The 23,674-nt window shown below is 73.2% G+C and carries 17 protein-coding genes; 15 read left to right on the top strand and 2 right to left on the bottom strand.

What is annotated here, in order from left to right:
- Nucleotides 1-42 precede the first annotated feature (42 nt).
- The gene (locus IPJ59_RS03345) at nt 43-465 is read left to right on the top strand and encodes a hypothetical protein (protein ID WP_293269714.1); all 423 of its coding nucleotides are present in this window, start codon (nt 43-45) and stop codon (nt 463-465) included.
- A 259-nt stretch (nt 466-724) separates the two neighbouring features.
- Here IPJ59_RS03345 and IPJ59_RS03340 read toward each other — a convergent pair whose 3' ends face one another.
- Complete coding sequence (locus tag IPJ59_RS03340) at nt 725-931, bottom strand: hypothetical protein (RefSeq protein ID WP_293269713.1); 207 nt, start codon at nt 929-931, stop codon at nt 725-727.
- A 93-nt stretch (nt 932-1,024) separates the two neighbouring features.
- On the opposite strand from IPJ59_RS03340, the gene IPJ59_RS03335 reads away from it, so the two are divergent.
- Nucleotides 1,025-1,690: a DUF4097 family beta strand repeat-containing protein gene (locus IPJ59_RS03335; protein ID WP_293269712.1), complete on the top strand. Its 666-nt coding sequence runs from the start codon at nt 1,025-1,027 to the stop codon at nt 1,688-1,690.
- Between the two features lie 30 nt (nt 1,691-1,720).
- On the opposite strand, the gene lon is transcribed toward IPJ59_RS03335, so the two are convergent.
- Nucleotides 1,721-4,168: an endopeptidase La gene (gene lon, locus IPJ59_RS03330; RefSeq protein WP_293269711.1), complete on the bottom strand. Its 2,448-nt coding sequence runs from the start codon at nt 4,166-4,168 to the stop codon at nt 1,721-1,723.
- A 44-nt stretch (nt 4,169-4,212) separates the two neighbouring features.
- On the opposite strand from lon, the gene IPJ59_RS03325 reads away from it, so the two are divergent.
- From IPJ59_RS03325 to IPJ59_RS03265, 13 genes are all read left to right on the top strand, one after another.
- On the top strand, nt 4,213-6,207 hold the full coding sequence (locus IPJ59_RS03325) for a hypothetical protein (RefSeq protein WP_293269710.1): 1,995 nt from the start codon (nt 4,213-4,215) through the stop codon (nt 6,205-6,207).
- Nucleotides 6,208-6,395: 188 nt separating this feature from the next.
- A complete protein-coding gene (locus IPJ59_RS03320; RefSeq protein WP_293254899.1) occupies nt 6,396-7,712 on the top strand; it encodes a hypothetical protein in 1,317 nt (438 codons plus the stop codon).
- An 856-nt stretch (nt 7,713-8,568) separates the two neighbouring features.
- The gene (locus tag IPJ59_RS03315) at nt 8,569-11,124 is read left to right on the top strand and encodes an ATP-binding cassette domain-containing protein (protein ID WP_293269708.1); all 2,556 of its coding nucleotides are present in this window, start codon (nt 8,569-8,571) and stop codon (nt 11,122-11,124) included.
- Between the two features lie 30 nt (nt 11,125-11,154).
- Entirely contained in the window at nt 11,155-12,690 is a 1,536-nt protein-coding gene (locus IPJ59_RS03310; RefSeq protein WP_293269707.1) for a site-specific DNA-methyltransferase, read from the top strand.
- A gap of 53 nt (nt 12,691-12,743) precedes the next feature.
- Nucleotides 12,744-12,983, top strand: a complete 240-nt coding sequence (gene acpP, locus IPJ59_RS03305) for an acyl carrier protein (protein ID WP_293254887.1) — start codon at nt 12,744-12,746, stop codon at nt 12,981-12,983.
- A gap of 96 nt (nt 12,984-13,079) precedes the next feature.
- Nucleotides 13,080-13,667, top strand: a complete 588-nt coding sequence (locus IPJ59_RS03300) for an RNA polymerase sigma factor (RefSeq protein WP_293269706.1) — start codon at nt 13,080-13,082, stop codon at nt 13,665-13,667.
- A gap of 58 nt (nt 13,668-13,725) precedes the next feature.
- On the top strand, nt 13,726-14,451 hold the full coding sequence (locus IPJ59_RS03295; protein ID WP_293269705.1) for a hypothetical protein: 726 nt from the start codon (nt 13,726-13,728) through the stop codon (nt 14,449-14,451).
- 80 nt (nt 14,452-14,531) lie between these two features.
- The gene (locus tag IPJ59_RS03290) at nt 14,532-16,892 is read left to right on the top strand and encodes a Tex family protein (protein ID WP_293269704.1); all 2,361 of its coding nucleotides are present in this window, start codon (nt 14,532-14,534) and stop codon (nt 16,890-16,892) included.
- 90 nt (nt 16,893-16,982) lie between these two features.
- Nucleotides 16,983-17,594, top strand: coding sequence for a hypothetical protein (locus tag IPJ59_RS03285; RefSeq protein WP_293254876.1), 612 nt, complete (start codon nt 16,983-16,985; stop codon nt 17,592-17,594).
- A 162-nt stretch (nt 17,595-17,756) separates the two neighbouring features.
- Entirely contained in the window at nt 17,757-18,839 is a 1,083-nt protein-coding gene (locus tag IPJ59_RS03280; protein WP_293254873.1) for a hypothetical protein, read from the top strand.
- Nucleotides 18,840-19,061: 222 nt separating this feature from the next.
- Entirely contained in the window at nt 19,062-20,228 is a 1,167-nt protein-coding gene (locus IPJ59_RS03275) for a tetratricopeptide repeat protein (RefSeq protein WP_293254870.1), read from the top strand.
- Between the two features lie 2 nt (nt 20,229-20,230).
- Nucleotides 20,231-21,388: an ABC transporter ATP-binding protein gene (locus IPJ59_RS03270; RefSeq protein ID WP_293269703.1), complete on the top strand. Its 1,158-nt coding sequence runs from the start codon at nt 20,231-20,233 to the stop codon at nt 21,386-21,388.
- Complete coding sequence (locus IPJ59_RS03265) at nt 21,385-23,622, top strand: Gldg family protein (protein WP_293269702.1); 2,238 nt, start codon at nt 21,385-21,387, stop codon at nt 23,620-23,622. The genes IPJ59_RS03270 and IPJ59_RS03265 overlap by 4 nt, the downstream gene beginning before the upstream one ends.
- Nucleotides 23,623-23,674: the final 52 nt, after the last annotated feature.

Genomic DNA, 23,674 nt, shown 5'->3' with positions numbered 1-23,674 from the left:
CGTCGACCGCGGGGGCGGCTGGCGTTATCGTCGGGGCCCTCCATGCGCGCGCTGACTGTCCTCGTCGTGCTGGCCCTCGCGGCGCCGGCGTGCTTCACCGAGTTGCCCGGGGTCCCGGCGGGCAGCAGCACGGGCGAGCCGGACGGCGGCACGAGCACGAGCGGCGCGACCTCGCCGACCGGGAGCGACGGGGGGTCCGCTCCGGACCAGGACGTGACGACGGAGCCCGGTTCGAGCGGGGGCACGAGCCCGCCGGAGGAGGGACTGTTCGCGTGTCACGACGCCATGGAGCCCTGCGGGGTGTGGACCTTGCCGGACTGCCCCGGGGCGTGCGCGGCCGATGCGGCGGGGAAGTGTGTGCTCGAGCAATTGCGGCTGCGCACCAGCGTGGGGCTGCGCATCCGCGAGTGCGCCAAGGGCTGCACCCTCGACGCGCTGCTGCCCCGCGGCGACGGCACGGGATGACCCGGCGCCAGCGCGCGAGCATCGGGGCCGACGAGCTGCTGACGAAGTACGAGGCGCCGCGGCTGTGAGCTGCGCGGCGAGGAGTTCTTCGCCAACTGCCTCGCCGACTTCACGCCCGAGTGCGCCGATCCGGACACGTGGTTCGACGTCTGCGAGCCGCTGGCCGCGACGATGTGCCTGTGAGCGATCAGGCGAGCGTGACCCTCGATGCGCGCTCACTTGACCAGCGCCCGCGCCGCGACGATGTGCCCGTGAGCGATCAGGCGAGCGTGAGGCCGGCGGCGATGCTCGGGTCGTCGCGCAGCCAGGCGCGCAGGCTGGCCTCGCGGACCCGCAGCGCCAGGGCGGCGCCGACGAGCTCGCCGTGAGCCGCGAGCACGGCCCGCAGCTGGCCGCGAAAGCCGGCAGGGTCGACGCGGCGGAGGGCGAGCAGGAGGCGCTCGCGATCCTCGGAGGGGAGGGTCACGCGGCGAGGATAGCTGGTGTGAGGTGCCGGCGATCTGCTGGCACGGGCGAGGCGGCGACTTGCTGGCACGGGCGAGTCGGCGTAAGCAAGGACATGCCTGCTCTGTCGCGCCGGGCGCTGTGCTGCTGTTGGGTGCTCGTGGCGGCCTGCGCCCCGCTGCGCGGGCAGATCCTCGACGTGCCGCCGACGGTGCAGCGGATCGAGATCGTGGTGGACGCGGGCTCGCTGACGCTGCTCGGGGGGCCGGCGGGGAGCCGGGTGGTGGTGACTCGCAGCGCGCGGGCGTTCCCGCAGAGCCGGCGGCTCTACGACGAGGTCCGCGGCGACACCCTGCGCGTCGAGGCCCGCTGCGGCGGGGCGCCGGGTTGCCGCGTGGATCACGAGCTGCGGGTGCCGCCCGGCGTGGCGGTGACGGTGCAGCTCGGGGACGGAGATGTGGAGCTGCAGGACGTCGCCGGGCCGCTGGACATCGCGGTGGCGCTCGGCAAGGTGACAGGGTCGGGGCTGCGTGGGTCCGTCGTCGAGGTGCATACGGAGGGCGGGGCGATCGACCTCGGCTTCGCGGCGGCGCCCCAGCGTTTGGTGGCCAACGCGGCGGCGGGTGATGTGTCGCTGCGGGTGCCGGCGGGGCGCTACCGCTGCGACGTCGATCCGGCGATCGCGGCCACGCTGGAGGTCGCGTGTGATGCCGGGGCGAGCGCGACGATCGCGGCGTCGACCGGGGTCGGCAAGCTGCGGGTGCGCAGCGCGGGGCGCTGAGGCGGTCTTCGCGGCGATCGGATCCGGACCTCACTCGGCGGCGGCGAGCTCCTCGGGCGCGGGGAGCAGGACGAGCGGGAGCACCTCGCGGATGTGGCGGACGAAGTGCAGGCGCATGTCAGCTCTGGCGGCGATCGGGATCTCGGGCTCGTCCTTGCGGTTGCGGTCGGGGAGGATGACCTCGCGGATGCCGGCGCGGTGGGCCGCGAGGACCTTCTCGCGGATGCCGCCGACGGGGAGGATCTGGCCGCGCAGCGTGATCTCGCCGGTCATAGCGATGTCGGCGCGCGCGGGTCGGCCGGTGAACAGGGAGACGAGGGCGGTGGTGACGGCGACGCCGGCGCTGGGGCCGTCCTTCGGGACGGCGCCGGCGGGGAAGTGGAGGTGGAGGTCGTGGTCCTTGAGCTGCTTGCTGACGGCGATCGGGTCGACGCCGAACTCGCCGCCGCGGCTGCGCACCAGGCTGAGGGCGGCGTGGGCCGACTCCTTCATGACCTCGCCGAGCTTGCCGGTGAGGCGGGTCTGGCCGGTGCCGGGGCCGAGGGTGCACTCGACGAACAGGAGGGTGCCGCCGACGGGGGTCCAGCCGAGGCCGGTGACGACGCCAGGGGTGGGCTGCTTGCTGGCGAGCTCGTCGTAGAAGCGGGGCGGGCCGAGGATGCGCAGGAGGTTGTCGACGTCGATGCGGCGGGCGGTGGGCTTGCCCTCGACGAGGTGCATGGCGACGTCGCGGAGCAGCGCCGCGAGCTCGCGCTCGAGGTTGCGGACGCCCGACTCGCGCGTGTATTGGGTGGCCAGCGCGAGCAGGACCTCGTCGGGGATCTCGACCTGATCGGGGGTTAGGCCGTTCTCGCCGCGCTGGCGCGGGAGCAGGTGCTCGCGGGCGATCGCCAGCTTCTCGTCGACGGTGTAGCCGCTGAGTGGGATGACCTCGAGGCGGTCGCGCAGGACGTCCGGGATGGCGCCGAGCTCGTTGGCGGTGCACAGGAAGATGACGTTGGAGAGGTCGTAGTCGAGGTCGAGGTAGTGGTCGCGGAAGGCGGCGTTCTGCTCGGGGTCGAGGGCCTCGAGCAGGGCCGCGGCCGGGTCGCCGCGCAGGCTGGCGCCGGTGAGCTTGTCGACCTCGTCGAGGACGATGACGGGGTTGGTGGTGCCGGCGCGCTTCATGGCCTGGATGAAGCGACCAGGCAGGGCGCCGATGTACGTGCGCCGGTGGCCGCGGATCTCGGCCTCGTCGCGCACGCCGCCCAGCGAGATGCGGACGTACTTGCGGCCGATCGCCTCGGCGATGCTGCGGCCGATGGAGGTCTTGCCGACGCCGGGCGGGCCGACGAGGCAGAGGATCGGGCCGCGCTTGTGCGGGGCCAGCTTGCGCACGCTGAGGTACTCGAGCACGCGCTTCTTGACCTTCTCCAGGCCGTAGTGGTGGGCCTCCAACAGGTCGCGCGCGCGTGGGATGTCGAGGATGTCGGGCGAGGCGGCGTCGGGGCCCCAGGGGAGGTCGACGATCCACTCGAGGTAGGTGCGGGCGATCGCCGCCTCGCCGCTCTGCGGGTGCATGCGACGCAGGCGGCCGAGCTCGCGGTCGGCGGCGGCGCGGGCCTCGCTGGGGAGCGCCTGGGCGGCGAGGCGCTGCTCGAGCTCGTGGAGGCCGCGCTCGTCGGACTCGCCCTCGCTCTCGCCGAGCTCGGACTGGATGGCGCGCAGCTTGTGGCGCAGCACCGCGTCGTGCTCGTGCTTGGACAGGTGCTCGCGCACGTATCGGTCGAGGTCGCGCTTGACCTGCAATACGTTGGTGCGGTGCGAGGCGAGCTCGATGACCTTGCGCAGGCGATCGCTGACCTCGGTCTCGAGGAGGATGGGGAGCTTGTCGTCGTCGGAGAGATCGAGGTGGGCGGCGCTGAGGTCGGCGATCATGCCGGGGCTGCGCTCGGCGAGGATCGCCGCGAGGCCCTGGGCGCGCTGCTTGGTCTTCGCGGCCGTGGGCAACAGGGTGTCGTGCTGCTTGACCAGGTCCTGGAGGGCGCCGGCGTAGGCGTAGGCGAGGGTCGAGGTGCGCATGGTGTCGACCGCGGACTCGACGCGGACGAGCAGGTGGTCGCGCTCACTGTGGAGATCGAGGAGGCGCACGCGGCTGATGCCGCGCAACACCACGGACATGCGGCCAGGGGTGCCGGGCAGGACCTGGACGACCTCGCAGACGACGCCGACGGGGTAGAGCTGATCGAGGTCGGGGCTGGCCGTGTTCTCGCGGAGGATGGCGACGACGAGGCGACCGCGGGTGGGCTCGCCGCTGATCGTCCCGGGGCTGCCCTTTGCGGGCTGGCCGCGGCGATCGCCGGCGCGACGCACGGCCTGCATCGCCGACGACTGGCGGCTGAGGTCGACCGGCGCGGTGAGGCCAGGGAGGATCGAGACGCCCCTTAGCGGGAGCAGCGGCAGCAGCGGCAGCGGGCCGGTCGCGGAGATCGTTGCCATGCGGGCGAGAGACTAACCGATTTTCCTCTGATAGAAGGTGGGCCGTGCCCGCGCCCGACCTGTCCTCGTCCCCGCGCTCGCTCGCTGGTGTGGGGAGCGTCGGGTTGGGGGCCGGGGCTGGCCTGCTGGTGTTGACGGGGCCGAGCTTGCCGCTGGCGTGGGGCGTGCTGCCAGCCGCGGGGGTGCTGGTGCTGGCGCTGGGGCTCGGGTGGTGGCGCGCGACGGGGCTGCGCGCGAGCGACGGAGCGAGCGTGGCGGCGTGGCAGCGCGGTGTGCTCGCGCCGCTGCTGCTGTTGCCGATGCTCGTGGTGGTCGCGGCGGCGGCGCGGATGATCGCGGGGATTTGCGTCGCGTATCCGCCGGCGATCGCGGCGCTGCTCGTGCTCGGTGTGCTGGCGCCGCTGGCGTGTGGACGCGGGGCGCGGGCCGGCTTGCTCGCGCTACTCGTGGCCGGGCTGGCGATCGCGGCGGCGATCACCGCGGGTCGCATGGAGGCGCAGGCGCCGGGCGCCCGCGGCTTCGCCCACACCGGGCCGATCCTCGGCATCCATCCGTTCCAGGCGACGGCGATCGTGATCGACGGGTACGGGCCCTTCGACCTGCCGATCAACGACTACGTCGAGCCCGACGGCTCGCGCGGCTACGGGCCGCAGGCGCTGGCGGAGGCGCTGCAGCGCGACCTGGCGGCGATCGCCGAGCAGCAATTCGCGGACGGGCCGGCGCGCGCGTACCAGGCCTTCGCGGGCGCTCGGGTGGAGGCGGTGGAGCTGCCGGCGCTGCAGGAGCGCCTCGATCAGCCGATCGCGGCCGGGGCCGTCGAGCCGCGGCTGGTGGTGTGGTCGGGCACGACGGGCTGGCGCTCGCGGGTCGAGTTCGTGTGCCCGGGGAGCCTGACCCGCCCGGGGCCACGTCCGGCCGACACCGTCATGGATCGCATGTGCCCGGACAAGTACAGCTCCGAGGCGAGCGCCGGGCTCGGGGTCACGGGGCGCTGGACTGGTTACACGGAGGGGCGTGGCGTCGGGCGGCCGAGCCTCGCGGGCTTCGGCGCGCGCAACGATCCGCAGGGTGGGCCCCAGGGCGGGGCGTTGGCGCTGCGCTGGGAGCAGCGGGCGTGGGCCTGGGTGGCGCTGGGCTTGCTGGCGCCGGTGCTGCTGTGGCCGGTGGCCGGGCGCGGGCTGGTGCGGGTCGGCGCCGGGCTGGCGGCGCTCGGGTTGGCTGTCCTTGCGGTCATGCTCGTTGGGACATGGCCTTCGGGACAGGTGCCGGCGCTGGCGTCGGCGATCCCGTGGGCCTCGCCGTGGGGGCCGTCGCAGTGGAGCCCGGCGCTGGCGCTGCTGCTGCTGGCGAGCCTCGGTCGGCGCGCGGCGGCGGGGCCGACGGCGGTGGTGGGTCTGGCGAGCTGGGGCGTGGCGGCCGGGTTGGCGGCGGCGGTGTGGCTGCGGCCGACGCTGCATGGCATCGCTGGTGACGCGCTGGTCGGCGGGCTGGCCGAGGCGCTGCATGGCGGTGGGATCTTCGGGGTGACGATCGCGTCGATGATCGATCTGGGGGCGGCGGAGGTGATCGCGGCGAGCGTCGTGATCGCGGGGCTGCTCGGGTTGCTCGGGGCGCTGCTCGGGTCGGCGTTGCCGGTGGTGGCCGGGCTGATTGCGCCGCGGCGTGCGGGCGCGGCGGCGCGGTGGATCGGGCTCGCCGTGCTGCTCGCCGCGGCGGCGCTGGTGCTGTCACGTAAGACGGTCGGCGGGGCGGCGCTGCTGACCCCGGCGCTGGCGCTGGGGCTGGCGGCGGTGACCGGGCTGGCGCTCGCGGCGGCCGGGCGCGGCCCGCTTCGCGGGCTGCGGATCGTCGATCACGTCCTCGCGGTGGTCCTCGTGGTCGCGGCCGCGGGCGAGGCCTGGGCGGGGCGGCACAACCTGTTTCATGGCGCGCTGCTCGGGCTCGGGGTGATCGCCGCGCTGGTGAGTCTGGGCCTCGTCGCGGGTCCGAGGCGGGTCCGATCGGTCGCTCCGGGGCCGGGGAAGGCCTCGAAGGGCTGATCTGCGGGTGTCGCCGGGGATTTGTCGCGGCGCTGTCAGGGTCGGACCGCGATCCGAAATCCGCGCGGGCGGGCTTTCACTGCCCGGACGAGGCCGCTATCATCCGCCGCGAGCACCTTGTGTTCGCCGCTCCTGTGAAGGTTCACCGTCCGCACATGTCTGCCGCCACGCCCCGCGTCCTCCCCCGGTTGTCGCCCCTCCGTTGCGCCCTGGCCGGCGTGCTCTGCGGCTCGATCGCCCTCTCGCCGTTGCCGGTGCTCGCGGCCGACGGCTCGCTGCTGTCGCTGCGTCCGTTGGCTCCCGCTGGCGCCCTGCAGCTGGCGCCCGCTGGCGCGATGCTCATGGCGCCTGCGCCTGCGGCCGCGCCTGCGGCCGCGCCGGTGGCCGCTGGCAACGTGGTCGGTCTGATGCGCTTCGGCGGCGACGTGGACGCGGCCAACAGCTTGCGCGCGCAGGTGCAGGCCGACCTCGAGACGGCCGGCTACACGGTGAAGGGCGTCGCGCTCGACGCCCAGGCGGCGGCGGACAAGGTGAAGTGTCGTGGCACCGCCGATGAGTGCATCGGCAAGGTCGCCGACTGGCTGATCAAGGGCGCCAAGGGCGGGACGACCTACAACTTCCTGATCTATGGCAACTGGTCGAGCGACCCGACCAAGGCCGGGAGCCTGGTCGTCTACGACGTGACCCAGAAGAAGAAGATCCGTGAGCTGGCGGCCGCGGGATCGATCGACGATCTGATCCTGCCGCTGGCCCTGCCGCGCGAGCTGGCCGCGAGCCTCAAGCGCTACCAGAACCCGCCGGCGCCGGCGACCGAGGCGGAGCAGAAGATCCTCGCGGAGCTCGACGAGCCGTCGAAGACGCCGGAGGAGCTGCGCGCCGAGGCCGACGCGATCAAGAAGGCGCAGGACCAGGTCGACGCGGGGCTGAGCGACGCGATCGACACCAGCGGCGTGACCGTCGACCTCAAGAAGGACTTCAAGGCGTTCTGTCGCAACGGCCCGCGCAAGCCGCGGGTCAACAAGGACGACCCCAAGGACCTGCGCCCGGCGTGCAAGCTGGGGCCGAAGTTCGGCTACTTCCAGACCCGCGGCTGGGTCGCGCTCGGCCTGACCGGCGGGGCGCTGGTCGCGAGCGGCATCTTCTACGCGCTCGGGCTGGCGGCGCGGGGTCCGTACAAGGACTCGGTGGCGAAGCTCGACGCCGCGAACCTCGACCGCACCAACCCGCTCGACCAGGTGGCATACACCAGCCTGGCGTCCCAGGTGGTCGCCGACGGCAACAGCATGCGGCGGCGCTTCATCGGCGGCGACGTGGCGCTGCTCAGCGCCGTGCTGCTCGGCGCTGTGCTCGGTGTGATCATCTATCAGGATCGCACCGACGCGAAGGAGTTCATCCGCCAGGAGAAGAGCCTCAAGGCCATCTCGCGCCTGCGGCCCCAGAACTTCCGCGGCGGACCGCTGCTCGGCGGACGGATGCAGGGCGTCAGCTTCGGCTTCGACTTCTGAGCGCGGCGAGGTCTGAGCGGGGGTCCCGCGGGTCCCGCGGGGAGGAGGGGCCCCGAGGGCCCCGAGACGACGCGTGCGACGGCTGTCGCACTGCGCAGGAACCGCTCACTTCTTTTGGGTCGCGGGCGGTGTGGCGGGCGGTGTGGCGGGCGGCGTGGCGGGCGGCGTGGCGGGCGGGGTCCCGGGGGCGTGCCGGCGGCGGGGGGCGTGCCAGCCGGGGGCTGGGGGACGGGCACCATCGTCGGCGGCGGCGGCACGGGGACCGCGGAGACCTCGGCGGCGTCGGAGCAGGTGAGGAGGCAGGTCGAGCGGTTGGTCTCGTTCAGCTTCTTGTCCTCCCAGCAGCCGGTGATGCAGCCACGGAGGTTCTTCCAGGTGGTCTGGTAGGTGACCTTCGAGGCCTCGTCCTTGAGGGAGTCCATGCCGGTCTCGGCCAGGCTGTCGCAGTCGAGCTTGCAGGTCTCACGGTTGGTCGCGTTGGTGTGGGCCGTGAAGCAGTCGCTGTAACACTTGTTGTAGGCGCCGATCGCCTCGGCCGGGTTCTTGAACTTGGTGACCTGCGGGGCGCCCTTGGCGTCCGGCGGGGCCTTGGCGTCCGGTACGGTCTTGCCGTCGGGGCTGGCCGGGGCCCCGTCCTTTCGCTGCTCGCCGGAGTCGTCGCAGGCGAGCAGTACGGAGAGGCCGAGGAGGCCGAACGAGAGGAGGGTGGGGGTCCTGCGCTTCATGGCGGGAAGGATAGGCGAGATGCCGCGGGAGGCGAAGCATTTGACAGGTCGCGGCGGCGGGGCGAAGGTTTTGCATCCCGCTTTCGGTCGACCCTACCTCGCGCCCCGAGGCGAGCGACGTCACCTGGGCGATGAACGTCCAGGGCGCCCGGCTGATCGTCCGTGACGGGGACGCGGCGCCAGTGCAGGTGCCGCTCGAGCGCCGGCCGCTGACGATCGGGCGCACCGTCGACAACGACATCGTGGTGACGGCCAGCTTCCTGGCGGCGCACCACGCCCGGGTCGAGCCGGTCGGCGCGGACTACCGGATCGTCGATCTCGGCGGCGCCTGCGGGATCATGTTCGGGGGCCAGCGCATCGGCACCCACACGCTGCGGCATAACGATGTCATCCGCATCGGCGACCCGCTGACCGGCAGCTTCGTGACGCTGCTGTACCAGCGCAGCGCGCAGTCGACGATGGTCCCGGCGGCCACGCCGATCACGAGGATCCCGCTCGAGCCGCGGGTCACCACGATCGGCCGCGAGGGCACCAACGTGACGCTGGCCAGCCCGCTGGTGTCGCGGGCGCACGCCGAGGTCGGGACCCTGCCGGGCGGCGGCCACGTCCTGCGCGACCTCGGCAGCACCAACGGCACCTTCGTCGGCGGCCAGCGGATCACGACGCCGCGGCTGCTGCAGCCGGGGGTGCTGATCCAGATCGGGCCGTTCAAGCTGGCCTACGACGGCAGCTCGCTGCTGCCCTTCGATCAGCGCGGGGCGATGACCCTCGAGGCGCGCGACCTGGTGCGGACGGTCGGCGGCGGGCGCACGATCATCAGCGGCATCTCGCTGATCATCCGCCCGCGGGAGTTCGTGGCGATCGTCGGCGGCTCGGGCTCGGGCAAGAGCACGCTGCTGAAGGCGCTCTCGGGCTTCGCGCGGGCCAGCTCGGGCGCGGTGTACGTCAACGGCGACGACTACTACGGCAACTTCGACGCCTACCGCGGGGTGCTCGGCTACGTGCCGCAGCACGACATCTTGCACGGGCGCCTGCGCGTCGAGGAGGCGCTGCGCTACACCGCGGAGCTGCGCCTGCCGGCCGACACCGAGGCGGCGGAGATCGAGGCACGGGTCGCGCGCGTGCTCGACGACGTCGACATGACGGCGCACCGCCGGACCCGCATCGACCAGCTCTCGGGCGGGCAGCGCAAGCGGGTCTCGATCGCGGCCGAGCTGCTCGCCGACCCGAGCCTGTTCTTCCTCGACGAGCCGACCAGCGGGCTCGACCCGGGCCTCGAGAAGAAGATGATGTACACGCTGCGACGTCTGGCCGACGCCGGGCGCACGGTGGTGCTCGTCACCCACGCGACCGCCAACATCCAGCAGTGCGACCACGTGCTGTTCCTGGCCGAGGGCCGCATGGTGTTCTTCGGCCCGCCGCGGATGGCCCTGCGGATGTTCCACGTCAGCTCGGGCGACTTCGCCGACATCTACACCAAGCTCGAGGGCGTGGCCGACCCGGGCAGCGCGCTGGTCGAGCGCGAGCTGCGGCGCGAGTACGAGGAGCTGTCGCACGAGCGGCCGCCGGGGGCGCCGGTCAGCCTCGCCGAGCTGTGGGCGCTGAAGTTTCGCCGCGGGGAGACCTACGCCCGCTTCGTGCACGACCGGCTGCAGCGGGCGCCGCCGCGGGTGCGCGACGACGGCGAGGCCGCGCGCGAGGGCGGCGAGCCGGCGGCCTCGGTGACGGCGACGGCGATGCGGCTGCTCGGCGGCGCCGAGCTCCGCGGGCGCGACGTGCGGCCCGCGGTGGCGCCGGTGTCGGGGCTGCGGCAGTTCGGCATCCTCACGCGCCGCTACCTCCGGCTGCTGCTGTCCGACCAGCGCAACCTGGTCATCTTGCTGCTGCAGGCGCCGATCATCGGCGGCATCCTGCTGCTGGTCGCCAAGGAGGACGCGCTGCAGAACCTCGAGTCGTCGCACGGGCGGCTGGTGCTGTTCCTGCTCGCGCTGGTGGCGGTGTGGTTCGGAATCCTCAACTCGGCGCGAGAGATCAGCAAGGAGGAGGAGATCTTTCGCCGGGAGCGGTTGGCCAGCCTCAAGGTCGGGCCCTACGTGGCCTCCAAGGTGTTCGTGCTGGCGGCGCTGTGCTTCGTGCAGAGCGTGGTGCTGCTGCTGGTGCTGGCGATCAAGGTCGACTTCAGCGCGGAGGTCGTCGAGTTCACGGGCACCGGGCCCGTGTACCACCTGCGCGGCGAGTTCCTCGCGCCGCTCGGCTTCCTGTCGGCGCTCGGCGGCACGATCTTCCTGACCTCGATCACCGGGCTCGGCCTCGGCCTGCTCATCTCGAGCGCGGCCAACACCTCGGACCGGGCGATGAGCATCATCCCGATCGCCCTGGTGCCGCAGATCGTGTTCGCGTTGGCCCTGATGCCGCTGCCCGCGAGCGTGGCGTGGGTCTCGTACCTGACCAGCAGCCGCTTCGCGATGGAGGCCCTCGGCGCGCTCAGCCGCCTGCCGCTGCCGCGCGACTACTCGAACTGCGTCATCCCGGGCAACCCGCGCAGCTGCGCGATCTATCCGACCGTCGACTACGACCCCTCGGTGGTGCACGTGCTGCAGCTGTGGGGCACCCTGGCCGCGTACGCGGCGGTCTGTCTGACGCTCACCACGGCGATCCTGGTCGCCCGCGATCGCCAGCGGCACTGAGCCCTGAGTACTGAGTACTGAGTACTGATCATGGCGCGCCGCGAGCCGAGCCCCGTCACCGTGCAGGTCGCCCGCGGGCAGCCGCGCCTGGTCTGGCACGCCGAGGAGGCGACCGCGGCGACGACGGTCCACGCGAGCACGGTGCGCGAGCGGGTCGGTGAGGGCCCGATCGCGGGGCGCCTGATCGCGGCGACGGACAACCTCGCGGCGCTGCAGGTGCTGCTCGCCGAGGGCATGACCGGCGCGGTCGACCTCGTGTACATCGACCCGCCCTTCATGGCCGGCAGCGACCGCGCGGCCAGCCCCGGCGGCGCGCTGGCCTACCGCGACACCTGGCCCGGCGGGCTCGATGGCTACCTCGACATGCTGCGCGCGCGCCTGCTGGCCCTGCGCCCGCTGTTGGCGGCGACGGGCAACCTGTTCGTGCACCTCGACTGGCACGCGGTGCACTACGCCAAGGTGCTGCTCGACGAGATCTTCGGCCACGCCAACTTCCGCAACGAGATCGTGTGGCGCCGCGCCAACGCCCACAGCGATCCGAGCCGCTTCGGCGTGATCACCGACGCGATCCTGTTCTACGGCGCGTCGGCGCGGGCGTACTGGGCCGACGTGCACGTGCCGCACGCGCCCGAGTACATCGCCAGCCACTGGCGCCGCAGCGACGCCCGCGGCCGCTATCGCCTGGTCCCGCTCGACGCGCCGCGCCACGGCGACGGCGGCCAGCTGGTGTACCCGTGGCGCGGCAAGCTGCCGGCGGCCTCGCGCACCTGGGCGATCGGGATCGCGGCGATGGAGCAGCTCGAGCGCGAGGGACGGATCGTGTACACGCGCAGCGGGACGCCGACCCGCAAGTGCTACCTCGATGAGTCGCCCGGGCTGCGCGCGCAGAACCTGTGGGATGACATCTCGCCGGTGAACCCGATGGCCGCCGAGCGGCTCGGCTACCCGACGCAGAAGCCGGTCGCGCTGCTCGAGCGGATCCTCGCCGCCGCGTGCCCGCCGGACGGGCTGGTGCTCGACGCCTTCCTGGGCTCGGGCACCACCGCGGAGGCGGCGGCGCGGCTCGGTCGGCGCTTCATCGGCATCGACAGCAACCCGGCGGCGATCGAGCTGGCGCGGCGGCGCCTGCTCGCGCTCGCGGGTCAGCCGGTCCGCGGCGCGGCGCGTGCGAGCTACCGCGAGTGCACGCAGTGTCGGCAGATCTCGCGGAGCAGCCGCAGCAGCGGCGCGGGGCCGATCGTGCTGCGGGCCTTCACCGTCGAGGAGGTCGGCGCGCTCGCGCCCACGCTGCCCGGGGTCGCCACGCCGCAGTTGGAGCTCGAGCAGCGGGGCTGCGAGGTTGCGCTGCGCCTGCTCGGGCCGCGCGAGCGGGTCGCGGCGTGGTGCGTCGACTGGGACTTCACGCCGCCGGTGCTGGCGGCCGCGACCCACCACCTGCGTCCGCGTCGCGGGCTGGTCGAGCCGCTCGCAAGTCACGCTTACAGCGAGGCCGGACCGCGACGGATCGCGGTCCAGACGATCGACGACTCGGGCGCGCGGGCGCGGGCGTTGCTGGCCATCGAGTGAGCGCGAGGCTGCGCCGAATTCGCGGCCGGAACTTCGTTTACGATGGCCCTGGCATGCGCGAGGAGATCGCCGAGAGGGTGCGGGGGATCGTCGCGGTGCAGCTCGACGTGAAGCTCTCGGAGCTCCGTGACGACGCCTCCCTCATGGCTGATCTCGGGGCTGACTCGTTCGGGCTGGTCGAGCTGTGCCTCGCCATCGAGGAGGCCTTCGACCTCGAGATCCCGGACGCCCAGACCGAGCAGCTGCGGACCGTCGGCGACGCGATCGCCTACGTTGCGAGCCGGACGCAGTAGCCAGTCGGGGCCAGTCGGGGCCAGTCGGGGCCAGCGAGAAAATTCTCGCCAGCGGGCGTCACCTCGGGGACGCTGCGCCGTAGTGGTTCGCACGCGATGTCGCTCCTGGCTCCCCTGCGCGACGAGATCAACGCCCGCCGGGTGAGCCGCGCCTGCGCCGGGGATGCGGCCGCGTTCCGGGCCCTGTACCGCGAGCTGCACCCGGTGGTCGCCGGCTTCGTCGGGCGGCGGGTCCGGGTCCGGGCCGACGCGGAGGACCTGGTCGCGCGGGTGTTCATGGCCTTCGTGAAGCACCTCGGCGAGTACCGCCGCGATCGCGGCAGCGTGCACGCGTGGGTCCTGCGGATCGCACGCAACGCGATCATCGACGAGGTCCGGGCGCGACGGACGGCGCTGCCGCTCGACGCGGTCGCCGAGGTGCTGCCCGGCGCGGGCGACCTGCTCGGCGAGCTGCTGGCCCGCGAGCAGCGCGACCTGCTGGTCGATCATATCGCGGCGCTGCCGGCCGAGGCGCGCGAGCTGCTGGCGCTGCGCTACGCCGACGGGCTGTCGCACGCCGAGATCGCGGGGGTGCTGGGGCTGCGCGCCGACGCGGTCAAGCAGCGGGTGTCACGGACGCTGCGCGAGCTGCGGGGCCGCCTGCAGGCCGGCGCGGAGAAGGGAGCCGCCGAGTATGTGGTTTGATCGCCTGGGCGCTCGCTTGCGCCGGATGTACAGCGATGGTGTGCATGTCCCACAGGACATGTCGGAAGGGGCAACCGCGGCGCTCGAGCGCCGGCTGCTGACGGCGCACGCCGACACGTATCCGGCCCCGTCGTTGGCCCCGTCGTTGGCCCCGTCGTTGGCCCCGTCGTTGGCCCCGTCGTTGGCCCCGTCGCTGGCCCCGGCAGGGGTCCGCGGCTTCTTCGCGGCGCACCGGATCGCGGTCGCCGGCGTGGGTGTGGCGCTGGCGACCGCGGCGGCCTGTCAGGTGCCCCTCGACTACGAGCGGGAGTTCGGCGCCAGCGTGACCTGCGAGCTGGCCCGTGAGACATGGCCCGAAGGCCAGGTCGACGGCATCGCCCGCGAGCTGGCGGCGGCGCTGGGGGCCGAGCGGCTGGCGCTGCGGGTGCACGACGACGGCGGGGCGCTGCAGTCGTTTCGCGTCGACCTGTGGGGCGCGGAGGTCGACGACGCGGGGCTGATCGCGGCGCTGCGCGAGCGGGCCCCGCAGCTGCCGGCGAGCGCGTGCAAGCGGGCGCCGCTGGCCGGCACGGTGCACGGCACCCTCGGCGGCCGTCTCGGCTACGGCCTCCTCGACCTCGACCTCGACCACGCGGACGTCGAGTCGACCCGGCAGGAGATCCTAGAGGCGCTCGAGGCCCAGGGCCTGAGCGGCGAGGCGCAGGTGGAGATCCGCGAGGCCGACGGCAAGCGCGAGGTCCAGATCCGCATCGAGGCCCACGGCCCGGGGCCGCACGACGAATAGCGGCGCGCCCTCGTTGCGTGGGGGCGGATCGAGGGTGACAGGGGCCCGCGCGCTGTGTCAGCTTCGCCGCCCCCGCGATCATGACGACCCTCGCCGCGCCGACCCCCCCGACCTTCGATCCCGTGCCGGTGCTGGCGCGCGAGCTCTCGCTGCCGGAGCGCGGCGTGGCGGCGGTGGTCCGCCTGCTCGCGGAGGGCGCGACGGTGCCGTTCATCGCCCGCTACCGCAAGGAGCTGACGGGCGGCCTCGACGAGGTCCAGATCCGGGCGATCGAGGAGCGGCGGATCTACGTGCTCGAGCTCGAGGATCGGCGGGCCGCGATCCTCGCGTCGATCGGCGACCAGGGCCTGCTGACAAACGAGCTGCGGGCCCGCGTGCTGGCCTGCGCGAGCAAGGCGGCGCTCGAGGACCTGTACCTGCCGTTCAAGCCGAAGCGGCGGACGCGGGCGATGATCGCCCGCGAACGCGGCCTGGCGCCGCTCGCGGAGCGGATCCTGGCCCAGCCGCGAGACGGCGATCCGCAGCGCGAGGCCGCGGGCTTCGTCGATCTGGCGCGCGAGGTCGCGGACACGAAGGCGGCGCTGGCGGGTGCGCGGGACATCGTCGCCGAGCGGGTCGCCGAGGACGCCGAGCTGCGTTCGCTGGTGCGCGAGGCCTGCCTCGCCGAGGGCACGGTGCACAGCAGCGTGCTGCCCGACAAGACGGCGACGCCGACCAAGTTTGAGCTGTATTACGACTTCGAGGAGAAGCTCGCGGCGATCCCGTCGCACCGCTTCCTCGCGGTCCGCCGCGGCGAGCAGGAGGGCGTGCTGCGGGTGAAGATCGGGCTGCCGGCGGAGGCCCTGACGCCGCGGCTCGAGGCCCGCGTGGGCCTGGACCCGGCCTCGCCCTTCGCCGGCGAGCTGGCGGCGGCGGTGCGCGACGGCTACGTGCGCCTGCTGGCGCCGGGCATCGAGACCGACCTGCGCATCGAGCTGAAGATGAAGGCCGACCGCGACGCGGTCGAGGTGTTCGCCCAGAACCTGCGGACCCTGCTGCTGGCCGCGCCGCTCGGCGGCAAGCCGGTGATCGGCGTCGACCCGGGGCTGCGCAGCGGGTGCAAGTGCGTGGCGATCGACGCGACCGGGGCCTACCACGAGGCGATCACGATCTACCCGAGCCAGGGCGCGGCGGCCGAGCAGCGGGCGCGCCAGGAGCTGCTGGGCTTCGTGCGCAAGCACGGGCCGGCCGCGATCGCGGTCGGCAACGGGACCGGCGGGCGCGAGGCCGAGGCGCTGGTGCGCGAGGTCCTGAGCGAGGCTGGCCTTTCGGACATCCTGGTCGTCGCGGTCAACGAGGCCGGGGCCAGCGTGTACTCGGCCTCGGAGGTCGCGCGCGAGGAGTTCCCGGAGCTCGACCTGACCCTGCGCGGCGCCATCTCGATCGGGCGACGCTTGCAAGATCCGCTGGCCGAGCTGGTGAAGATCGATCCCAAGGCGATCGGGGTCGGGCAGTACCAGCACGACGTCTACCAGCCGCTGCTGGCGCGCAAGCTCGACCAGGTGGTCGAGAGCTGCGTCAACCACGTCGGCGTCGACCTCAACACCGCGAGCGCGCCGCTGCTGTCGCGGGTGGCCGGCCTGCGCCCGTCGGTCGCGCGCAGCATCGTCGAGCACCGCACGGCGCACGGGGCCTTCCGCTCGCGCGCGGGGCTGCTGGCGGTGGCCGGGCTCGGGCCCCGCGGCTTCGAGCAGGCGGCCGGCTTCCTGCGGATCCGCGGCGGCGAGCAGCCGCTCGACGCCAGCGCGGTGCACCCGGAGCGCTACCCGCTGGTCGAGCGGATCGCGGCCGACCTCGGGGTCGGCCTGGCCGAGCTGGTCGGCAGCGCGGCGCTGGCGGCCCGCGTGGTGGTCGCAAAGTACCTCGGCGACGGCGTCGGCGAGCCGACCCTGCGCGACATCCTCGGCGAGCTGCAGAAGCCGGGACGCGATCCGCGGGAGCGCTTCGATCCGCCGAAGTTTCGCGCCGACATCACCGCGATCAGCGATCTGAAGCCGGGCCTCGTGCTCGAGGGCGTGGTCACCAACGTGACGGCCTTCGGGGCCTTCATCGACGTCGGGGTCCACCAGGACGGGCTGTGCCACATCTCGCAGCTCAGCGATCGCTTCGTGAAGGACCCGCACAGCGTGGTGAAGGCCGGCGACAAGCTGCGGGTTCGGGTGCTCGAGGTGGACCCGGCGCGCAAGCGGATCAGCCTGAGCGCGAAGCTCGGCGAGCCGGCGCCGACGAGGCCGACGAGCGGACGGGGAGGGGAGGGGCGATCCGGGGCCGAGAGGCGCCGCCCGGGGATCGAGCCGGGCCGACGTGAGCCCGCGGGAGCGCCGCGGGATGGGGCGCGAGAGACCCAGTCGCGCGGCGGAGATTTCGGACACAACCCCTTCGCTCGCCTCCTCAAGCGCTAGCGGGCGCAGCGGCCGCGACGAGATGTCGCGATCAGGTTGCAGCGCGGGCTGCGAGACCGCGAGGCAACGCAGTATCATCGCCGCCCGGCCATGACCGACCAGCACCCCGCCATCCGTGCCCACTACGCCAAGCTCGCGCTCAAGCGCCTGCGGGCCTACCCCGAGAACAAGGGGGCGGAGATCCGCGAGCGCATCGCCGCCGAGGCGCTGACCGAGATCCGCGAGGTGGCGAGCCCCGAGTGGCTGCCGGTCGCGCGCTTCATCGCCGTGTGCGAGGCGATCCACGACGTCCTCGGCGAGCCGGCGGCGCGTGAATTCTGGACCGACCTGATGCGCGACAGCTACGACCACGGGCTGCTCAAGCCGCTGACGGTGCTGGCCCAGTTCAGCCTCGGGCAGTCGGGCGCGAGCAAGCTGCTGCGCACGGCCCCGCGGGCGTGGGCCCTGTCGACGCAGGGCTGCGGCGAGATCGAGTACCTCGACGAGGGTCCAGCCGGGATGCGCCTGCGGGGCGTCGACCTGATCCCGGAGATCCTGCACAGCAAGGGCTTCGCCTGCGTGTTCTACGGGGCCTGTCGGGCGATGCTCGAGCTGTTCAAGAGCCGCGGTGAGGTCCGCGTCTACGAGCACCTTCCGCCCGGCGCCGAACGGCCGCAGATCGCCTTCGAGATCGCGTTTGAGCGGGGCGCTGGACCGGAGTAGCGGCGGATTCTCTGACCTGGGCGGCGGCCCAGGCGGGTGGCGATCTTGCGCCGCGGGCCCGGGGCCCTCGGCCCATTTGTCGCCCGTTTGCCACGGATGCCGGGCCGCGGGGCGAGACGCGGGCACGCAGGCGTGTTAGCGTGGCGCCCTCCAGGAGGCAGAATGTTCAAGCCAGTGTTCATCGCCACGGCCCTCGGGCTACTGCTCGCGGCCGACGCGGGTTGCAAGAAGAAGGGTGAAGAGACCGAGCAGCCCGCCGAGGTGGCTGATGACGGCGCCACGAAGAAGTCCAAGGGCGTCAGCGAGGCCAACGAGGACAGCCTGATCTCGTCGCCCGCGGCCAGCGAGGACTCCGGTGAGGCCGCCCCCGCGACCACCGACATGGACGCAGCCGCCAAGGCGGAAGGAGACAAGAAGCGTCCCGAGGTCAAGGAGGTCTGCAAGAAGAAGACGACCGGCAAGGGCAAGGCCAAGAAGACCGAGAACGTCTGCGAGCAGGTCGACAGCAACCCGAAGCTCACCGCGAGCCTCGGCATCGCCGCGCTGACCAAGGGCTTCGAGTGGGGCATGAGCACCGACGCAGTGCTCGCCAAGCTCGGCGAGGCGGTCAACAAGAGCTTCGACGAGCAGCTCAAGGAGACCAAGGACCCGATGGTCCAGGACCGCATCCGCAAGGAGCGCTCGGAGCAGATCAACGAGCTCAAGAAGGGCAACGTCAAGTTCAACGGCTCCACCAAGCACAAGTGGGGCGTGTCCCTCATCCAGTACGAGTTCGCCGACGACTCGAACGAGGAGATGGTGTGGATCAAGGAGGGCGCGCAGCTCCGCAAGTTCTACTTCTTCAAGGACGGCGCCCTGTGGAAGATCGTCTACGCGTTCAACAAGGAGAAGTGGCCCGACAAGGACTACACGAGCGTCGTCGATAACTCGTTCAAGAAGTGGTTCGGGGTCAACCCGGCCGCCAAGACCAAGCAGGACCCGAAGACCGCCGCGGTGCTGCTGCGCTACCACGAGTGGGTCGGCGAGAAGAACGAGAAGGTCCGCTCCTTCGACCTCACCGAGGTCCACGGCATCATCATGATCGCCGTGATCGACGGCAACGCGGAGGCCACGATCGGCGAGCGCCTGCCCAACATGAAGGGCGACCACACCTTCGGCGGCGACGTCGGCGACGTGCTCGGCGGCTCCGATGTGGCCTACGACGAGAACGGCAAGATCATCGAGGGCAAGGCCCCGCCGAAGTGAGCTGACTGGAGGATCCGCCGGCGATCTGGCTCCGGGAATCTGGCGCTGAGGGCCGCGCTCCGAAGGAGCCGCGGCCCTCGCCGTTTCTGCGGGCTTTGAGGGTGGGCAAGGGGTGGGGAGCTGTGGCAAGGTCGGGGCGTGTGCAATTCTGACAGCGCCACGCAGCTGGTCGATGGCCGGGAACGAAGCGGGGGCGCCGGTTGTCCCTCGGGGATGCGATCCATGACTGGCTCCGCGCTCCGGCGCTGTGTTCTCGCGCTCCTGCTGCTGCCCGCCTGCGGCGGAGCGGACGACCCGCACACCGTGCCGGTGGTGGCCAAGAAGGCGGAGGCGAAGCCCGCCCTCGCTGGGCCGGCTGACGCGATCCGGGGCGATGACGCGATGGCGGCCCGCTACCTCGAGATCAAGGAGCGCTTCGCCGCGTTGCCGCCGGAGGATCGGGCCGGGCCGGGCCGCATCGTCGCCGAGACCGGGCCGGAGCTGCGGACGATCGCCGACACGGCGAAGGACCTCCACTTGCGGGCCAACGCGAGCCTGCTGCTGGGGACGCTGTACGAGGCCAGCGGCGACGCGCGCACGGCGATCTCGTTCTATCGCCAGGTCGTCGCGCTGCTGCCCGACGACGCGGCGCCGCATCGCGTGCTGGCGGTGGCGCTGGCGACCGACAAGCAATTCGCGGCGGCGCTGCCCGAGCAGGAGCGGGTGGTGAAGGACGACCCGGACGACCTCGAGGCGTGGCTGCTGCTCGGCGAGCTGGCGGTCAAGGCCGACCAGAAGGAGCGGGCGACCGCGGCCTACGCGGCCTACGAGATGCGCCGCAAGGGGCTCACCGACGGGATCAGCCTCAAGAAGACCGACGGCACCTTCGTCCTGCCGGCCGAGCAAAGGGCTGCGTGCGCCCGCGCGCTGGTCCCCGCGCGTGACAACGGCACCGCGATCGCGCTGCTCTACGCGCTGTCGATCGAGACGGAGCCGGCCGTGCGCGCGGCGATCGTCGAGGCGATGGGCACGCAGCGGCTCTCCGGCTACAAGCAGGCGCTCGAGGACCGGCTCAAGACCGAGACGGCGCAGGAGGTCAAGGAGGCGCTGGTGTGGGCGCTCGCCGAGATCCAGCGCGACCCGCTCGACACCCGCCCCGGGGTCGCGCCCGAGGCGGTGGCGGTACCTGTCCCGGGGGACAGCCCGGCGGGCGCGGCTGCGTCTGAGTCCGGGAAGGCCGGAGCGCCTGTCCCGGGGGACAGCCCGGCGGCGGCGTCCGGCAAGGCCGGGACGCCTGTCCCCGGGGACAGCCCGGCGGCTGCGCCCGGGAAGGCCGCGGCGCCTGTCCCGGGGGACAGCAAGACTCCGGCGCCCGCGCAGTCCCCCGGGACAGCTGGCGCCGCGCCGTGACGATGAGCATGCGTCCGCCCGCCTCGCTCGCGATCGCCGCGCTGTCGCACCGCTACCCGGGCGCGAGCGTGGCGGCGCTGCACGAGGTGGGCTTTCGCGTGGCGCCCGGCGAGCGGGTCGGGCTGCTGGGCCCGAACGGGGCCGGGAAGTCGACGCTGATGCGGCTGTGCTGCGGCTACCTGCCGGTGCAGCGCGGGCCGGGGACCTCGCTGCAGGTCGGCGGCGTCGAGGTCGCGGCGGACTCGCTGCGGGTGCGGCAGATGGTGGGCTACCTGCCGGAGCAGGTGCCGCTGTACCCGGAGCTGCGGGTCCGCGAGCACCTCGAGTTCCGCGCGGCGATCAAGGGCGTGCGCGGGCGGGGGCGGGCGGCGGAGCTCGGCCGGGTCGCGGAGCGCACGGGCCTGGGGCACATGCTCGAGGTGCCGATCCAGCAGCTGAGCCGCGGGTACCGCCAGCGGGTCGGGATCGCCGACGCGCTGCTCGGGGCGCCGCCGCTGGTGGTGCTCGACGAGCCGACCGTCGGCCTCGATCCCAACCAGGTGCTGGACATCCGGGCCATGCTGCGCGCGCTCGGCGGGGCGCAGACGCTGATCTTCTCGTCGCACATCCTCGCCGAGGTCGAGGCGCTGTGCGACCGCGTGGTGATCCTGGCGGGCGGGCGCTGCGTGGCCGATGAGTCGGTCGCCGAGGCGCTGCGAACCAGCGACGTCGTGGTCGCGTGGATCGCCGCCGTCGCGCCGGCGCGGTCGGTGCTGGGCGCGGCGCTGGCGGAGATCGGGGCGCTCGGGCGCAGCGCCTGCGTCGACGACGGACGGGCCAGCGGAGACCCAAGATCGGGGGCCGAGCTGGCCGGAGGGACAGGTGGGCTGCGGGCTCACGAGGCGCGGGGCGAGCTGGCCGATGGGACAGGTGGGCTGCGGACGAAAGCGGGCGAGCTGGCCGATGGGACAGGTGGGCTGCGGGTCGGGGTGGTCGAGGCGCGCGGTGAGCTGGCGCAGGTGGTCGTCACCTGTCCCAGCGGACAGGTCGCTGAGGCGCTGATGCGGGCGATCGGGGGGGCCAGCGCGCGGGCCGGGCTGCCGCTGGTGCGGCTCGAGCTCGGACGTCGTCGGCTCGAGGAGCGCTTCGCGCGGGTGACGGGGGCGGTGGCCGAGGCATGAGCGCCGCGCCGATCGAGCCGCTGCAGCGCCCGGGGCCGTGGCTGCGCGGGGTCTACCACCTGGCCCGGCGCGAGCTGCTGTCGCTGTTCGTGACGCCGCTGGCGTACCTGGTGGGGACGCTGTTCCTGCTCAACCAGGGCTGGAACTTCGCGCTGCTGCTGCGCGTGCTCAACGACCCGCTGGCCGCGCCGGGGCCGGTGATGCAGTTCTACTTCGGCGGCAGCTTCTTCATCTTCTGGCTGCCGGTGATCTTCATCTGCGCGACGCTCAGCATGCGCCTGGTGGCGGAGGAGCGGCGTCAGGGCACGCTCGAGGCGCTGCTGACCGCGCCGCTGTCGCCGTCGCAGATCGCGTTCGGCAAGTTCGCGGGGGCGTACCTGTTCTACCTGGCGCTGTGGCTGCCGACGGGGGCGTTCTACCTGCTGCTGCTCGGCGCCGGGGCGCGGCCGGAGCTGGGGCCGGTGTTGGCGGGCTACCTCGGGGTGCTGCTGGTCGGCGCGAGCTTCCTGAGCGTCGGGCTGCTGGCGTCGGCGCTGGCGCGCAGCCAGCTGGCGGCGGCGATCAGCACCTTCGTGAGCTGCACGATCGCGGTGATGGCGGGGCTCCTGTCGGAGCAGGTGCAGGCCGGGGCGAGCGCTGAGCTGCTGCACTACACGAGCCTGCTGGTGATGATGCAGGAGCTGGCGCAGGGGGTGGTCGATCCGCGCTGGGTGCCGCTGCACCTCGGGATCACGGGGTTGTTGCTGGCGGCGACGGTGGTGGCGCTGAACCCCCGGCGACGGCGCGAGCACGGGGCGCAGCTGGTGCTGCTGGCGCTGGTGCTCGGGCACGTCACGGCGTTCGCGGGGCGCCACGGCGAGCGCGGCGACTGGACGGCGGGTCACGTGTACACGCTCAGCGACCGCGCGCGCGAGCTGCTGCAGCGGCTGCCGGCGACGATCGACCTCAGCGTGATCGTGCCGGCGACGATCGGCGGCGGACGGCCGAACCCGCTGCTGGCCGAGCTGCGCGAGGTGCTGGCGCGCATGGCCGCGGCGGCGCCGAACCTGCGGATCCGCTTCGTCGATCCGGATCGCGACCACGCGCTGGCCCAGGCCGCGATCGCGGAGTTCGGGCTCGGCGGGCGCGAGCTGGCCGACGGCGTGCTGTTGGTGCGCGCGGGCCAGGGCGCGAGCCTGCGCAAGGCCCACCTGCTGCCGGGCGACCTGGTGACCTACGCGACCGGCGCGGACGTGCAGCAGAGCGGGCCGCGGGTCCGCGAGTTCCGCGGCGAGGAGGCGCTGCTGGCCCGCTTCCTCGCGGTCAGCGATCCGCGACGCACGGTGGTGTGCGCGACGCAGGGCCACGGCGAGCCGGCGCTCGACAGCCTCGAGCCCTACAGCGGCCTGGCCCACCTGCGCGACCTGCTGCGCGACGCGGGGCTCGAGGTGCGGACCGCCGACCTCGAGGCGGCCGAGGGGCTGCGGGGCTGCGACCTGCTGCTGGTGGTCGGTCCGCAGGGGCCGCTGCCGGCGGCGCAGGTGCAGGCGATCGAGCGCTACGCGGGCGAGGGCGGCGATCTGTTGCTGCTCAGCGGGGCGGTGATCCTGCGCGGCAAGAGCCAGCTGGCGGCGCACGGGCTCGAGGGGCTGACGGCCCGCTACGGGGTCCGCTTCGGCGAGCGCGTGGTGGTCGACCCGAGCCCGATGGCCGGGGCGACGCCCTTCCTCGCGTTCACGCTGCGCGAGGGCTGGGGCGATCATCCGGCGACGGCGAGCCTGGTGGGCCAGCCGATCTCCTTGTTGCAGGTGCGCGAGCTGTCGTTGACGGCGCCGGCGACGATGCTGCTGCAGACCACCGACCAGGGCTTCGCGGAGTCCGAGGTGGCGGGCTTCGGCCGCGGCGAGCTGCCGCAGCAGGATCCCGGGCCCGACGCGCCGGGGCCCCTGCCGGTGGCGGCGGCGAGCGAGCTCGGGGGATCGCGGATGATCGTGATCGCGTCGTCGGACTTCGCGGTCAACGCGATGCTGCGCGAGGACGTGGCCTACGACCGCGGTCGCGACCTGCTGCTGAACGCGGTCGGCTGGCTGTGCCAGCGCGAGGCGCTGCTCGGCCTGCGCCCGCGCCCGCGCGAGCACGTGAAGCTGGTGCTGCAGGACGAGCCGCTGCGGCGCATGACCCTGATGTGCGTGCTCGGCCTGCCGGGCTTCGCGGTGCTGCTCGGTCTGACGGTGCTGTGGAGGCGGCGACGATGAGGCCGACGCAGGTGGATGTGAAGGTTGCGACGAGGTCGGCGCGCAGCTTGCC

The sequence above is a fragment of the Nannocystis sp. genome (assembly GCF_016714285.1).
Taxonomy (GTDB): Bacteria; Myxococcota_A; Polyangia; order Nannocystales; family Nannocystaceae; genus Nannocystis.
The sequence above is the reverse complement of the archived record's forward strand: the minus strand, read 5'-3'. Positions and strand labels throughout refer to the sequence as shown.